This is a genomic window from Streptomyces sp. HNM0575, assembly GCF_012726265.1.
Classification (GTDB): domain Bacteria; phylum Actinomycetota; class Actinomycetes; order Streptomycetales; family Streptomycetaceae; genus Streptomyces.
The window spans coordinates 913,940-928,440 of the sequence record NZ_JAASAG010000001.1 but is presented as its reverse complement, the minus strand read 5'-3'; the positions used below and the strand labels follow the sequence as shown (position 1 = coordinate 928,440).

Here is a 14,501-nt window from a genome sequence, read left to right as displayed (position 1 = left end):
TCCTCACCCGCCCGCCGCGGACAGGACGCTGCACGCTCCGCACGCGGCGCAGCCCGCCTGCTGATCGGCGCCGCTCATGCCCGCCGCGCGCAGCTCCGCCGCCACCGACTCGGTGACGTGGCGCAGCACTTGGGCGTCGGGAGCGCCGACCCCGTCGCGGGCGGCGAGGGTGCCGCGCATCGGACGGAAGGGCACGACGAACGGATACACACCTCGTTCGATCAACGCACAGGCGCCCGCGACGAGTTCGTCCGGGTCCTCGCCGAGGCCCACCAGCAGATACGTCGACACGCGGTTGTGGCCGAAGACTTCGACCGCCTCGTCCCAAGCCGCCTCGTACTCGGCCAGCGGCACGGTCGACTTGCCGGGCATCCAGCGGCGCCGTACGTCCTCGTCGAGGGATTCGACGTGGATGCCGATGGACACCGCCCCGGCGTCGCGCAGTTCGCGGATCCACGCGAGGTCTCCGGGCGGTTCGCACTGCACCTGGACGGGCAGTCCGGGGACGGTCTCCCGCACGGCCCGCACGCAGCGGGCGAGGTTGCGCGCGCCCCGGTCGGGACCGGTCGTCGTCCCGGTGGTCATCACCATCTGCCGTACGCCGTCGAGCCGTACGGCCGCCTCGGCCACCTCGGCGAGCTGCGCCGGGGTCTTGGCGGCGACGGTGGCGCCCGAGCGCAGGGACTCCTCGATGGTGCAGAAGCGGCAGCGGTCGGACTCGGCGTAGCGGACGCAGGTCTGCACGACGGTCGTGGCCAGCACGTCCGCGCCGTGCAGCCGCGCGATCTTCTCGTACGGGACGCCGTCGGCGGTGGTCAGGTCGTAGAAGGCGGGCCGTCGCACGGGGGTCAGGGTCAGTCCGGTGTCCTCGTCGCCGAGCCATACGCGGCCGTCGCGGACGGTGTAGGGGCTGGCCGGATTGCTGGGGAGCGCGGCGTTGGCACCGTCGACGAGCACATGGCCGTCGTCGCTGGGGCCCGCGCCGTCCGGCCGCCTGACCTCCGTGTCCGATCCGAGGCCCCGCAGGGCGAGTTCGGCCCTGGTGAGGAGCTTCACGTCCACCGCGGTGCCCTTCCCGGGACGTACGCGGTGCTCGTGCTCTCCGGTGCCAACGCTCACGTCACACCTCTCAGAGCTGGTAGGTCGAGTTGATGATGGCGCCCTTGCGCGCGTAGTGGATCAACGCGTCCTGGACGTCCAGCGGATGGGTGGGGATCACCCCTTCGATGAGGTCCTCCTCCCTGGCGCCGTGCAGCGAGAGGCCGAAGCGGCAGCAGTACGCCTTGCCGCCCTCCGCGATGAAGGTGGCGAGCTGGTTGTTGATGTTGTGCTCACCGGGGAACGCGGAGCTTCCCGTCGTCGGAAAGCCGCGGGTGGCAAGGCAGTTGAGGGATCCCGGCCCGTAGAAGTAGATGCCGGTCTCGAAGCCCTTGCGCAGTGCGCGCGTCGCCTGGAGGACGGCCACGAAGCTGACGGAGGACTCGTGGGCGATGCCGTGGACGAGGGTGAAGTACGACTCGCCGTTCTCTGCCTGGTAGTCGGGGAAGACCTTCGTTGACCCGTAGATGCTGGAGCCCTCGGGGAGCGAGGGGTGCGGGATCTCGCCGAGGCTCTTCTTCTCGACGTCGGTCAGTTCGGGGACTGTCTGGGTCATGGTGCTCTCCTGGGAAATCGCTGCGGTACGGCGTGAGTTGAGGGACGGGGACGGGATGGGGACGGGACGGGTACGGGGACGGGGCTCCGCGCGGGGGCGGGGAGCGTGGCCGGGACGACGGCGTACCGGCCGGACGTTGGCGCTCAGTCGTAGAGCGAGGCGAAGGTGTCCCGGAAGACGCGGTCGCCGAGTTCGCCGCCGCCGGCCGCCGCGCTCATCCGGGCGAACTCGCCCGCGAAGTCGCCCCACGGCTGGTCGCTGGCGAAGAGCACCCGGTCGTGTCCGAGACCGCGGCGCTCGATCTCCCGGGCCAGCCAGTACGGCGCGAAGCCGATCGCCCAGGAGAGGTCGGTGTAGACGTGCTTTCCGGCCTCGATCCAGTCGAAGAACCGGGAGCCCGCCAGTTTGATGTGGCCGCTCATGCCGCCGCCGAAGTGCACCAGGTGCACGGGCACGCGGTCGGCGTACCGCTCGACGAGGAGGCCCACCTCGTCGATGTCGGACGCCGCCCCCGGAGAGGTGTGCACGTGGACGACCAGGCCGTGCTGCTCGGCCGTACGGAAGATGGTGTCGAGCAGGGGCAGGCACTCCGGGTCGGTGGCGCGGCCGCCCAGCAGGAAGCTGAGCTTCAGCGCCCGTACGCCGCTCTCGCCCGCCAGCGCGAGCGCCTCGGCCGTGCGGACGGAGTCCGCGGGACGCGGCGAGACCCACAGGCCCGCCCGGATCCGGTCGTCGCTCTGCGCGGCCTCGATGACCAACTCGTTGAAGCCGAAGGAGACTTCGGGGTCGGGGACGCCGTAGTTCGGCAGTACCAGGGCGCGTTCGGTGCCCTCGGCGTCCAGGTCCTCGATGAGCTGCTTGACGCCGGCGCGGGCGCCGCCGCCCGGGTTGACGGGAGGCCCGCCGTAGTAGGGGTGATCGGGGAGCACGCCCAAGTGCCGGTGGGCGTCGAAGTGGTGACGGGTGGTCATCGGGTCGCTCCTTCCTCCTTCGGCGGGGCGGGGGCCTTGCCGGGCGGCCGGGGTACGGGGGTACGGGCCGGGGGATACGGGCCCGGGCGTACGGGCCGGGCGTCAGCCGACCGGGACCGCCGGGGACAGGTGCAGCGGAGTGCCGGTGAGGGTGTCGCAGACGTCGGCGAGCCGCCGCGAGGCGTCTATGTGACCCGCGAGGAACTCCGCGTCCCGGCCCACGCCCTCGAACCGCCCGGACCCCCACGTGTGCTGCCAGGGCAGGCCGAGGAAGTACAGCCCCGGACAGTTCGTCACGCCGCGCCAGTGCATGGGGTAGCCGCGTCCGTCGAAGACCGGCGCCCCGATCCACTGGTGATCGCGGACGAAACCCGTCGACCAGATGACGGTGCTGATCCCGGCCTCGCGCAGGTCGAGCGTGCCGGGCTCCTCGTCCGGCTCCCACACGGGCACGTAGCGCGCCTCCTCGGGGGCGTCGATGCCGTGGGCGTCGATGTGCGCGTCGATGGAGTCCTTGATGCCCTCGGCGACGGAGTCCGCATGGTCGAGATCGGCCTTGAGGCCGGCGGCGAACTCCAGGCGTGTGCCTGCGACTTCGGTGAGCCTTCCGTACAGGTGCATGCCGTCGCGGGCGAAGGCCCGCAGGTCGATGTCGCGTCCGCCGTCGCGTCCCGTGACGTAGTGGTTGACGCGCATCCGCACGGCCTCGCTGTCGGCGAACTCCCCGACCTCCTTCGCGTAGTGCCCCATCTCGTCCAGCCAGGCGACGCAGTCGCGGCCCCGGTAGAAGCGGGCGACGCGCGGGGCGCTGCCGACGGCGAGATGCACCCGGCGTCCGGCGAGGTGCAGGTCCTCGGCGATCTGGCATCCGGACTGGCCGGTGCCGATCACGAGTACGGCGCCCTCCGCGGGCTGGCCGGGGTTGCGGTACTGCGAGGAGTGCAGCTGCGCGACGTCCGCAGGGAGCCGCTCGGCGAGCCGCGGGACGGCCGGACCGTGGTACGGGCCCGTGGCCACCACGACCTGTTCCGCGGTGAAGTCCCCCGCGTCGGAGGCGAGTTCGAAGACGCCGGTGGCGGACCGCCGAAGCCCCGTGACCGTCACGCCCTCGGCGAGCGGCGGCCGGAAGTAGGAGACGTAGTCCTCCAGGTAGCGCAGGACCTCGTCCCGGACCATGAATCCGTCCGGGTCCGCTCCCGCGTACGGGAAACCGGGCAGCTTGCACTGCCAGTTGGGGGTGACGAGGCAGAAGGAGTCCCAGCGGCGCTCGCGCCACTCGCGTCCCACCCGGTCGGCCTCCAGGACGACATGTTCGATGCCGCGCTCGCGCAGGCAGTAGCTCATCGCGAGCCCGGCCTGTCCGCCGCCGATCACGGCCACCGGATGGTGCGTGCCCGAGAGGTCCCGCGGCGTCACAGCTCGCTCCCGGCCGCGTACGGGAGGGACTTGGCGGGGAGGGGCCCGTCCGGCGCGGGACGGCGGCCCCGCACCTCGCCCTCGGGCGGGCGCATCCGGCGACACACCTGTGGCATGAGAACCTCCATGCGGTACACAGGGGTTCGGGCCTCCGAACCCCGTCGTCGTGCATGAGGACCACTTCAGTCCGGCCTCGTTGCCGAACGAAGTCATCCGGAACAAGGCCTCGTTAGCGTGTCCTCACACCGGGTCACCGCGCCTGCCGTCCCGGCCGCCGCCGGCCTCCTCATGCCCGCCGCAGGCAGCGGGCCCGCGCTCGCCCCGCGCACCGGAGCCGTGCGGACCCCGCTCGCCTCCCGCCGTGCAACAGCCCCGTAACCGATGGCCGCGTCATGCAACAACTCGCCCACGCGGGCCTGTGCTCGCTCCCGGCGCTGTGCAATTGCCCGATGACGACCAACTACCAAGCCCCCCACCGCGGTTCGGGCCGTCTGCGACGCCTCCTGCTGGCCCTGAACTACGAGCCCCCTCGCCCCGAGACGCGCCGCCTGCGACTCGCCTTGCTGGCCCTCGCCGTCGTGGCGGGAACGACCGCCGCCGTCGCGTACTACTGGACGTACGTGCACAGCGAGGCGAAAACCGTCTTCCCCGCCTCCGACGCCGTCGAGAAGGCGGAGCAGAAGAACGCCGACCTCGACGGCGACGGTTCCCCCGACGTCGTCTACAAGCACGACCCGAGCGATACCTCGGACCCGTCGAGCGCCGCCTACCTGGTCGTGGTGTACGGGTCGAAGAACGGCCCCGACCCCGGGAAGCGCGTCGTGTTCAAGGAGAAGGACCTCGACCTGGGCCCCCTCAAAGGCAAGGTGCCCCCCTCGAACCGCTACGACCCGGACGACAACGGCCCGCTCAGGGGCGACGGTCAGCCCGCCGTCGCCGACCTGGACGGCGACGGCAACTCCGACATCCTTCTGGGCGGCAACGGCGTGGTGCTCTGGGGCAGCCCGAAGGGCCCGCAGCCGGGCAGCCCCGGCGAACTCGGCCTGGTGAAGCGTCCCGACGCCGGTGAGGAGTACGCGACGACCTCCCAGCCCGTCACCGGCGACTTCGACGGCGACGGGCACGACGACCTGGCCACGTACGACGGGAGCGCCGACGGGCTCTCCACCTCCCTCGCCGTCCTGAAGGGCCCGTTCAAGCGCGACGGTTCACCTGCGGCGACCGTCGAGCGGAGCAACCCCCTGGAGAATACGGAAGAGGGCTTCCTGACCACCGGCGACGTCAACGGCGACAGGGCCACTGACCTGGTCGTCCACGAGATGGCCGAGGAGGACGCACCCTCCGTCCTGCTCACCGGCGGCGCCAGAACCGAGACGGGACTTAGCAACAACGACCGGGAGCTCCCGGAGGGCAACGAGGTCGTGTTCGGCGACTTCGACGGCGACAAGCGCCGCGACATCGCCATCGGCAACTCCGGCATCCCCGACGACGAGGACGTGGACGCCCCGTCGGTCAGGGGCTGGGTCGACGTGATCTACGGCAAGGCCCCCGACAAGCCGAAGAGGATCGTGGGCGGCCGGGTCGGCCAGGGTTTCGGCTACGGCCTGGCCACGGCGGACGCCGACGGCGACGGCATCGACGACCTGACTGTGGAGCTCTCCACCCCCATCTCGCAGAAGTCGAGCTTCCAGGTGCTGCACGGCAGCGCCGACGGCCTGAGCAGCAAGCCCTGGCGCACCACGGAACGGAAGACGAAGTCGGACAAGCACAGCGCTTCCGAGATCTTCGGGGCGAGGAACTACGACACCGACGAGAACACCGAGATCGTGCTCGTCAAGAGCCTTACGGGCGCCCCGGAGAGCCACTGGTGGTTCACCGACGGCACGGACCGGAACGAACTCTCCTTCACGATGGGCGACTTCACCTGACGGGCTGAAGGGCGGACGGGCCGACGGCACAACCCCGGGTGTTCGACCCGTACTTCAGCGCCGGGCGAGGATGCGTCCGCCCCCAGCGAGGACCACGGCTCCCAGCCCGGCGCTGACGGCAGCGGTGATCAACACGAGCCCTGCACCGGCATCTTGGGCCTGCACTCCGGCCGGCATCGCTCCGAGGGCGATGCCGAGTTCTTCGCTGGAGACCATCCACATCAACGACGAGACCTCCGTGCCCCTCGGAGCATGCTGGTCCAAGAGCTCGAACAAGCAGATGGTGATCGGGGCGAAGGCTCCACCGGCGATGAGGAGGACACCCGCCAGCGGAAGTCCCATCGGCGCGACCGCTGCCACGGCGAGCACAAGACCCAGCCACGCGAAGCCGGCGATGTATCCGCGAACGGGTGCGCCCTGACGCCGGCTGCCGAACCAGATGCCGGAGAGGGCGCTGCCGAGGCCGAGGCAGGCGAGGAGCCAGCCGGAGCCGGCTGCGGACCCGTGCTCAGCAGCACGGGCGGGCAGCCCGACTGTCAGTGCACCGAGGCAGAATCCGAGTGCGGCATTGGCCAGAAGAAGCAGCCGCAGTGCGGGGCGGAGTTGCACTGCGGCCCGTGCGCCGGCGACGTTCGGCGGCGCCGGATCAGACGTGGCGGTGGGCCGTACGACGAGCAGCATCGCACCGAGGATCAGCAAGGTGCCGGCAGCGGCCACGCCGATCTGAGGAGACCAAGCAGCCGCACCTGCGGCAAGGAGCGGCCCGCAGATCTTGGCAGCCTCCGTGAGGATCGCATCCATGGCATACGCGGTACGCACAAGACCAGCGCGTACGGCGTGCTTCCACAGCGGCCGGATACTCGCAACGATCGGGGGAGCGCTCGCGCCGGCGACCGCCCCGAAAATGACCAGCGCAGTCGTGTCCGACGCGGTAGCCAGTCCCCCAACGGCAAGAAGCGTGACCGACGTAAGCACCGTCAAGGGGATACGAGGCCCGTGGCGATCGACCAGGAACCCCCGGACCGGCGCCGTCAACGTACCGCCGATGCCCCAGGCTCCAGCCGCCAGTCCCGCGTCCACGAATGAGCCCGACTCGCCGTGAGCCAGCAACACCGTCGCCAGCGGGAAGGCGGCGAAGCCGAACTTCCCTGAGCCGGTGGCGATGACGAGTCTGCGAGCCGCCGGGCTCCGCAGGACGTCGCCATAGGCGCTCATCTCAATACGTTCGCATCACGTTTGACCCCGCGGAAGCCACCGGCGCCCACGCCCACGACCGGCCCGCTGCCTAAGCGGGTGCCATCGTCGCCCTAGATCAGCTCCTTCGGCCCGTAGACCGCGCTGCCCGCGCCGACGGTGAACGCCCAGTACCGGTCGCCATAGGACCAATGCCACCATTCCGTCGGATAGTTGACCAACCCCATGCTGCTCAGGGCTTCGCCCATGACTGCCCGGTTCTGCCGCGCCGGCCGAGTAAGCCCTCGCGCGTTCGTGTAGCAGGCACCGCCGCTCTCCTCCGGCGTCGCGGCTTCCGGGCAGCCCATGTCGACCTCGGTCCCGCTCGCCGTGCACATCGTGAGATCGACTGCCGCTCCGGCCACGTGGCCTGCCGTTGCCAGTGGTGCGACCCAGCGCGTCGCCGCAGTCGTCAGCTCGCTCTCCGAGGCACCCGGGCGGAGCTCGCGCAGTGTCGCCAAATAGCCGTCGAAGATGCGCTGTTGCACCGCGGGCGGGCGATGCCCCTCCACCAGGAGCCACCGCCAGCCCGCCGGAAGCAGTTCCTCCGCGCGTACAAGGCGTTCCACGACACCCGACCGCAGATGCGCCCAACTGCCGGTCGTGTCCGAACGACGCTCGTCGACCCGGAGCGTGCCCCGGCAGTCCACCAGCGGTTCGCCGCAGTCTTCGACCGCGACGGCAGCCACCCTCGGATCCGACATCAGCACGATCTCCTCCACGAGCACCTCCCCTCGTCCCGGGCCTCCACGAAATGCGGCTTGCAGCCGATGCCGGTTCACTCTTGTCATCCTCTAACGCCATGTCAGTCAACTGGTGCCGTGTCAGGCCACGGGGTTGGGCCGGGGGGGGCTGGCATCAGCGGAGGCCGCAGCGCGGATCACGGTCCCGGTGGAGTTCCTGATGCAATGGGACGATGAGCGTGTGCCGCGGGCCCACGGCTTGGCGCTGTTCGACGCGTTGACCTCAGCAGAGAAGACCCTGCACGCCAACCCTGGCAAGCATTGCGAGATCCCGGCATTCGAACTCGACAGCACACTACGGTTCTTCACCCGGCACCTCGGCTGCCGGCTACGCCTGCGCTCCGCGATGCGCCGATCTCAGAGCCCACGGAACGCCGTACTCACTACCCGTCACCTAATCCGGCGCCCGGCCCCCGCCTCCTAGATGTCGAAGTAGGGCTCCGGAACGCCCTTGCCCCGGCGTACGAAGCTGGTGTGCGGTTCCGGTGCACAACGGGAGCACATCGCTGGCGAAGTCAACGATTGCGGGTCAGCAGCACCCGCAATCCGCTTCCGCAGCATTGCTGTTGACGGGGCCTCAGCCGTCACCGTGCCCAGGCCCAGCTCCATGGTCCGCAGATGTATGGCCTCCGCCATCTCTGGGAACGGCCTGGCGTGTGCCCGGATTAGTAGCACTCGCTGAGTGTTCCCGAGAGCCCGAATCGGTACCACCACTCAGCTCCTGCCGTACCCGCCGCCATGCACGGATTATCTCTGGCAGCTTCGACAACATCTCGTTGACCTGCGTCAACAGCAGCGTGACGCAACCAAATGCAGCGAGGATGGCGAGGGTCACTTCGTCCCACTTCATGGCGTGATCTCCGCGTTCTGCCGACCGGGGCGCGCTGCGCGGACGGACGCAAGCCTGTGCCACCAGGTTGGGTTCCGATGTGGGTCAGCCGAGTAGGGCATGGCGCGAGATCCAGTCGAGGACGTCTGCCCCCAGTCGGTCGGGCGCTTCGAGCAACGCGGCCTCTACCACCGCGAGATCGGTGAGCACCTCGGGTGCCTCTGAGGTATCCGTCAGAGCGAGACGCTCCATCGCCACGGCGACGGCGCGGGACCAGCCTGGCATGCCGAAGTGGTCGGGAGCCTTGAACGCGGCCGATAGGGCTCTGTGCAGCAGCCCCGCGCGCCAGCCCTGTTCACGCATCACCTCTGCGGTGAACCACGTCCGGTCGTCGACGTGCTGGACGAACTCCGCCACGGATTCGGACACTTTCCGCAGCGTGAAGGACGAGTTGCAGGCCCACGGAAGGTCCACATTCGAGGCGACCGCCGCGAACGCAAGCAGGACCTCGGGCCCGTCGTCCTGCGCGGCCACCAGCGTGGCGCGGGCCCTGCGGTACAGATCCACGCTCTGCGCGAAGATCTCCCCGTCGCTCGGCCCGTCGTCGGCCGCGTGGATGACGTCCATCGGTCCCTCGCGCCAGGCGTCAGTGACCAGACCGACCGCCGCCGCGCTTACCAGGACGTCCGTCTCGTCGGCGTCCATGCCGAAGTGGGCCAGGACAACGGGAGCCCGCTCGTCGATGCCCGGAAGCGGTGAGCGTTTCTCCTCGGTCTGCGTCATCCCCAAGAGCGACGCGAGCCGAGGTGAGAGAGGTTCAGGCTCCGGCCGCTCCACGGTTATCCCGTGCTCCGCCAGATCGTCGAAGACAGTGTCTGGCCCGCAGTCGATGTGGGAGGAGTCATGACGACCTGAGCAGCCTTCAGCGCAGTCAAACTCTTCGCACATCTCCGGTTCTTCGGGCTGCGCCTCGTTGATCAGGTGATAGGCGAGTCTGTCCGCCACTGCCTCTCGTGCCCTGATCATGGTCAGGTTGAGGTGGAACGCCGCTTCCTTCAGCCCCTGGTCCTCACGTCCCACAGAGGGAGGTGGTTCTGGCGCGTCTGGGATCCACGTGTACGCCGATTCCAGTGAGACCAGCAGCCAAGCGACTCGCAGTGCCTGGGTGCCATCGCTCTCGGCCAGTCCGGCCACGGCATCCGCCGCTTGCCGCACACTGTCGAGCCGGGCGAGATGCTGCTCCCGCTCCGGCAGCCAGGCCGCGGACTCCGCTCGGGCCTCCTCGGCGTTCTGGGCCAGAGCGACGTCGCGGATCCGCCGCGCGCGAGCGACCAACCGCGTCAGGCAAGGGTGGCAGCCAAACAGTCCCGACTCTGAGGTCGGGCCCAGCGATACGGGGAGCTGATCCCCGAAGGGCTTGTCGCAGAGACAGCAGTCCAGTACCCCCACGTGTCGGGCGGTGGGAACGGTCGGCAGTGCAGACCGAATCACTGCGCGGGCATAGTCAGGGATGTGCACGGCAACTCCTCGGAATATGGCTCCCGTTCACGCGTGGCGCTGGCTCCATACTCCGAGGCTTCTCTGCTGGCTTGCCGTGGTTTGACGCCATTACGGGGAAGTTGGCGCAATCTGACATGTACTCACCCCGCCTGGGACTTTTACGCTCTTGGCGATACTTGACGGTCCTTCGGGGACCGCGCCACCTGAAGGCCGAAGGGCGTGCCATGACCACCCACACCGCCCCTTCCCCGAACGAAGCCCACCGTGAGTTGGTACGGGCCCTCGAAGAACTCCATCGGGCCGCAGGCCACCCCGGCATGAGGAAGGTCAGCACTCTGATCGCTGACGGCGACCACCCGGCGCTCGTCAGCCACGAAGGAGTCCGTACGACCCTCAAGGGCTTGGCCGTCCCTCGCTGGGAGACCGTGCAGTCGATCGTGGCGGTACTCGCTGCCGCCTGTGTCAATCCGCCCCGGGACCCAGCGGCCGAGGTCGCGCGGTTCCTTCCTCTGTGGCGCGCGGTGCGGGAGGGAGAACCGGGTGGCATGAAGTCGGCCCGGGAATTGGCCCTGTCGCATGGCTGGACCCCGGACGACGGGCAGTGGACCGCCGAGGCGGTCATCGGCGTGATGATCAACCCGTTCAATGCCATCGAGATCGACCCCTCGCTCGCGGTACCGCACGAACCGATGGTCTCCGAGGACGAATGGGTGCAGGTTGGTGTCCACCTCATCGAGGAGCACGGCGCTGAGTTCGCTCTGCGTGCCCTCCTGCGGACCCTGAAGGGCGACTACCTGGGTGCCGAACAGGGCAGCCCTTTCGGCTACCACTATCCGGACCAGGAGGCGGTCGACGTGCACACCGCCTTCCGCTACGGCTGCGACCGGATTCTCCGGCGCCTGGCGGTCGAGCCGAACCTCCTCCAGCGGTCGATCAGCGCGATGCACGCCGACGAGTCCATGGACCGTGAGGACCGCATCGAGATACTGCGCGCCGAGTCGGACGCCTCCCTCATGCGGGAGATCATGACCGCGACTCCAGAGACCTGGGACAGGCTCTCTGAGGAGGCCCACCATCAGATCTTCGGCTACCTCATCAAGGAGATCGGCCCTGTGGGCAGATTCGGGCTTCCGCCGGAGCAACGGTTCCGCATCACATGGCGAATCCCCGAGCCGCCCACGAAGTAGCTTCGTCCGCTATAGCCCTGACGGCCAGGCCGCTGCCCGGAGCGGATGGCGGCCTCCGCCAGTCCGCTGCCCCAATCCCAAAGTCCGATTCACTGACTATTCTCAGTCTGCAGAATTCATCTGAGATTGATCAACTCAGCAGCGACGTAAGTGCGTTGGCGAGCGCCTCGCCTCCCTGCTGGACGACGGTTCCCGTGACCAGGGCTGGCAGCGCCTGGATAACCCTGTGCAACGCCCCGGCCTGGGCATCGGGAGCTGCAAGCGAGGTGTCAACAGTGTCGGCCATGGCACGCAGCGCCGCGACATGCTCCAGACTCGCCTCGTTCCGCTCCACGTCGGCGCGGAAGGAGGCGAGCAGATCACGCACTGTCTCGATATCGACAGCTCCCGCGACCGACGCGGACTGATTCACGTGAGAGATGTTCTGTCCCACGGTGTTCTGGACAGGGGCGTTGTTGTTGCCGCCTATGCTGATGCCCGAGCCTGGCCCTGGTTCCGGTTCGGGGCGGCGTCGTCCTACGGCCATCACTTGCCTCCCTGGCTGCCGTTGCTCTGACCCACACCGCGGATGTCACTGCCGGCGACGCTCTGGATGGGGGCGTTGTTATCTCCGTAGACCTGGATGTTGGTGATGACTGCGGCCACTTGTCGTTCGTAGGCGGCAGTGTCGACTCCCCGTTCGTCGAGATACGTCGCAACAGTCCGGAACACACAAGACTGCATAAGTACGACGTGCCGCTTGGCGTCGTCGCTCTGGTGCATGTCGGTGACCTCTTCAGCGGAGTACCGATCGCGCAGGCTCACAGGGTCCTTTTCTTCCACTCGACCGTCCTTGCCTTTCTCGCCCAGTCCGAGCCGAGCGGCGAATCGCCACAGTGCGAGGGGGCCCGCGGCAGCGTCCAGGAGGGATTGCGCACAGAGCCAGCCGAGAAGGCGCATTCCAGTTCTTGAGACTGGTGCGGCGGTGCCACGGAGTTCGTTGTACAAGGGCGTCGTCACGTGTGGCCGCACCGTCAAGCGCAGTTCGCCTGCCTCCAGCGCCGCATGCGCGAAGACACCGACCACGACCTGTCCATCCCAGCTAACGCACTGCGCTCGCAGATAGAGCCGGTCCGGCACGCTCGACGGCGAGCGACGACCCCGGCCACTCAGGTCCACAGAATCCAGCTTCGACTCGCGAATTCGCTGTAGCCACAGCGGTGACGGCAGCCCCTTCACCTCAGTGACAGAGAAGCCCGGCAACGGATCGGTCATCTCCCGGGCCCCGCGACCCAGTTCCCTCAGGGCCATGCCCACGCGACGCAGCAGCTCCACCTCCCCGAACTGTCTGACCGACTGTTCCGGGTCCTTCGGCTTCAATGGGATGTCGATGTCGGCGGCGCCCCACACGTCCCGCCCAGCTCCAACGAAGCATTCCCGAGAGTCGTATGGAAGCGCCAGATGCGTTTGTCCCTTGCCGATGACACCCATACGGCGCCCGGCCTTCCGGGAAACCCAGGGCAACCGATCGACCGAAACGTCCTCCCCGACGAGCCTGGCCAGCGCAGCCCGCGCGGCAAGCCGGTCCCCCGCACACACCAACGCCGCGGCCAGCACAACCACGCCCGGCAGCAAGACTAATGCGAGCCGGGAGTCGGCACCCACGCCACCGAACGGCTCGAAAGGCAAGAGTGCCAGGAACCACGGGAGACACAGCACGAGATACGCCACACGAGGCGAAGGGCCAAGCCGTTGTTTCTTGCCCTTGCGCAGTGCCCGAAACCCAAGCCAACGCATCGTCAGGGCCAGAAGAACAGCGCCGCCCCAGACGACGGCTGCCCAGGTTGCCAGGTACGCCGCGAATGCCGAGAGCAGCAGTATCCAAGTGCGCCGTGCCCACTTCCGTCGTCGCGCACGCAGACTGTGAGCCAGGACGGGTACGAGATCGAATCCGTACGACGGGACAGGCAGGCGGGGCCCACGCAGTACATGGTCCACGACCCACTGCGCCGCAGGTTCTCCCAAGGCAGGGCAGTCGTCGCTGCCTTCAAGAAGGACACGCCTTCGGGTACTGCGTCGCGGCTTGTTTGACTCTCCCTCCCGGCCGCGGAACCTGCGCCACCACGCCTTGACAGCGCTCACACGGTCGGGACGCGCATAAGCCGCCTGACACAGCAGCTTCGTCACCTCGGACAAGGTGGGATCTACCTCGTCGGGGCGACCGGTACCGGTACCCGCGGGGCTGCTCTGAACCGGCACCGCCGGCCCATCAACCATCCCTCGTTCGCTCTCCCAGACGCGCAAGCCCCGCCCGATGCCCATGTAACCCCCGACGACGAGTAGGCGGGCATCTTCAATGACGCACCGCCGAGAACACCAGACGACAAACACGACAAGAAGCCAACCGCCGCCTCATTGACTGAATTTCGCGCCCAGACAGAGACCGCACTGCGAGCGCGACCAGCACCCACGGGTCGAACATTCAAGATCACCTTTGGAAGGTGCGGCCTTCACCTCGCCGGACCCAGCGCTTTGCCATCAGATACCTACGAGGACCTGACCGCATATCAACCAATCCCCCTCCGGCCCACGGAAGATCTCTGACCGGAACAGAAGCAGGACCTTCAATGGGTGGTACGCATAGGGTGCACAACGGGGGGATCCCACTCCCGCTCTACGCAGCAGGCGGCCAGACGACACGGCCGGTTCCGTTGACCCTCGGAATTTCAACTCCTCGCGCGGGGCATCTGGTGGTTGGTGGGCGTTCCGGCTCACCGCAGGCGTTCAGGCCCGCCACCAGGGCGGCAAGGTTTCTGCAAGGCTCCCGCAAGCAATCCACCTGTGCCGTAGGGCAGTTCCCCGTCGGAGAAGGTGAGCCGACGCTCAGGGGGATGATGTGATCGCTGTCGGTAGGCATGTTGAAGCGATTCTGGCAAAGCGTACAGAAGGTTGGCGCTCCGAGCACACGACGGCCGGGCGGGAACCCGCTCCCGGGGAATCGCCCGACAAGTCCGCCCCCGATCCGAGGGGTGTTCAGTGATGGCAGGGGTTTCATGGCTGA

Annotated in this window: 11 protein-coding genes and 1 pseudogene; 3 read left to right on the top strand and 9 right to left on the bottom strand. The window is 68.4% G+C overall.

The window, feature by feature from the left end:
• Positions 1–3 precede the first annotated feature (3 nt).
• The 4 genes from HCC61_RS03790 to HCC61_RS03775 form a co-directional block, all read right to left on the bottom strand.
• On the bottom strand, positions 4–1,119 hold the full coding sequence (locus HCC61_RS03790) for an MSMEG_0568 family radical SAM protein (RefSeq protein WP_346777002.1): 1,116 nt from the start codon (positions 1,117–1,119) through the stop codon (positions 4–6).
• Positions 1,120–1,129: 10 nt separating this feature from the next.
• Entirely contained in the window at positions 1,130–1,654 is a 525-nt protein-coding gene (locus HCC61_RS03785; RefSeq protein ID WP_169133733.1) for an MSMEG_0572/Sll0783 family nitrogen starvation response protein, read from the bottom strand.
• A gap of 143 nt (positions 1,655–1,797) precedes the next feature.
• Positions 1,798–2,625, bottom strand: coding sequence for an amidohydrolase family protein (locus HCC61_RS03780; protein ID WP_169133732.1), 828 nt, complete (start codon positions 2,623–2,625; stop codon positions 1,798–1,800).
• Between the two features lie 102 nt (positions 2,626–2,727).
• Positions 2,728–4,041, bottom strand: coding sequence for an MSMEG_0569 family flavin-dependent oxidoreductase (locus HCC61_RS03775; protein WP_346777001.1), 1,314 nt, complete (start codon positions 4,039–4,041; stop codon positions 2,728–2,730).
• A 449-nt stretch (positions 4,042–4,490) separates the two neighbouring features.
• Between HCC61_RS03775 and HCC61_RS03770 the strand changes: the two genes are divergently transcribed.
• On the top strand, positions 4,491–5,969 hold the full coding sequence (locus HCC61_RS03770; RefSeq protein WP_169133730.1) for a VCBS repeat-containing protein: 1,479 nt from the start codon (positions 4,491–4,493) through the stop codon (positions 5,967–5,969).
• A 54-nt stretch (positions 5,970–6,023) separates the two neighbouring features.
• Here HCC61_RS03770 and HCC61_RS03765 read toward each other — a convergent pair whose 3' ends face one another.
• Positions 6,024–7,184, bottom strand: coding sequence for an MFS transporter (locus tag HCC61_RS03765; RefSeq protein ID WP_169133729.1), 1,161 nt, complete (start codon positions 7,182–7,184; stop codon positions 6,024–6,026).
• A 92-nt stretch (positions 7,185–7,276) separates the two neighbouring features.
• Complete coding sequence (locus tag HCC61_RS03760; protein ID WP_346777000.1) at positions 7,277–7,924, bottom strand: M15 family metallopeptidase; 648 nt, start codon at positions 7,922–7,924, stop codon at positions 7,277–7,279.
• A 112-nt stretch (positions 7,925–8,036) separates the two neighbouring features.
• Between HCC61_RS03760 and HCC61_RS30490 the strand changes: the two are divergent.
• Positions 8,037–8,369: pseudogene (locus HCC61_RS30490) on the top strand (hypothetical protein); the annotation flags it as partial.
• Between the two features lie 510 nt (positions 8,370–8,879).
• On the opposite strand, the gene HCC61_RS03750 reads toward HCC61_RS30490, so the two are convergent.
• The gene (locus HCC61_RS03750; protein WP_240968369.1) at positions 8,880–10,109 is read right to left on the bottom strand and encodes a hypothetical protein; all 1,230 of its coding nucleotides are present in this window, start codon (positions 10,107–10,109) and stop codon (positions 8,880–8,882) included.
• 389 nt (positions 10,110–10,498) lie between these two features.
• Here HCC61_RS03750 and HCC61_RS03745 point away from each other — a divergent pair, with 389 nt between their 5' ends.
• Positions 10,499–11,461 (top strand): hypothetical protein, encoded by a 963-nt coding sequence (locus HCC61_RS03745; protein WP_169133726.1) that lies wholly within the window; start codon positions 10,499–10,501, stop codon positions 11,459–11,461.
• Positions 11,462–11,591: 130 nt separating this feature from the next.
• Here the strand turns inward: HCC61_RS03745 and HCC61_RS03740 are convergent, their stop codons facing one another.
• Entirely contained in the window at positions 11,592–11,987 is a 396-nt protein-coding gene (locus HCC61_RS03740; RefSeq protein WP_169133725.1) for a hypothetical protein, read from the bottom strand.
• The gene (locus HCC61_RS30485) at positions 11,987–13,627 is read right to left on the bottom strand and encodes a hypothetical protein (protein ID WP_346776999.1); all 1,641 of its coding nucleotides are present in this window, start codon (positions 13,625–13,627) and stop codon (positions 11,987–11,989) included. Before HCC61_RS30485 ends, HCC61_RS03740 begins: the two co-directional genes overlap by 1 nt.
• Positions 13,628–14,501 lie beyond the last annotated feature (874 nt).

What these genes read in the sequence shown, in the direction of transcription:
- HCC61_RS03785 (WP_169133733.1), bottom strand. Translation starts at nt 1,654, where the DNA reads ATGACCCAGACAGTCCCCGAACTGACCGACGTCGAGAAGAAGAGCCTC.
- HCC61_RS03780 (WP_169133732.1), bottom strand. Translation starts at nt 2,625, where the DNA reads ATGACCACCCGTCACCACTTCGACGCCCACCGGCACTTGGGCGTGCTC.
- HCC61_RS03770 (WP_169133730.1), top strand. Translation starts at nt 4,491, where the DNA reads ATGACGACCAACTACCAAGCCCCCCACCGCGGTTCGGGCCGTCTGCGA.
- HCC61_RS03765 (WP_169133729.1), bottom strand. Translation starts at nt 7,184, where the DNA reads ATGAGCGCCTATGGCGACGTCCTGCGGAGCCCGGCGGCTCGCAGACTC.
- HCC61_RS03745 (WP_169133726.1), top strand. Translation starts at nt 10,499, where the DNA reads ATGACCACCCACACCGCCCCTTCCCCGAACGAAGCCCACCGTGAGTTG.
- HCC61_RS03740 (WP_169133725.1), bottom strand. Translation starts at nt 11,987, where the DNA reads ATGGCCGTAGGACGACGCCGCCCCGAACCGGAACCAGGGCCAGGCTCG.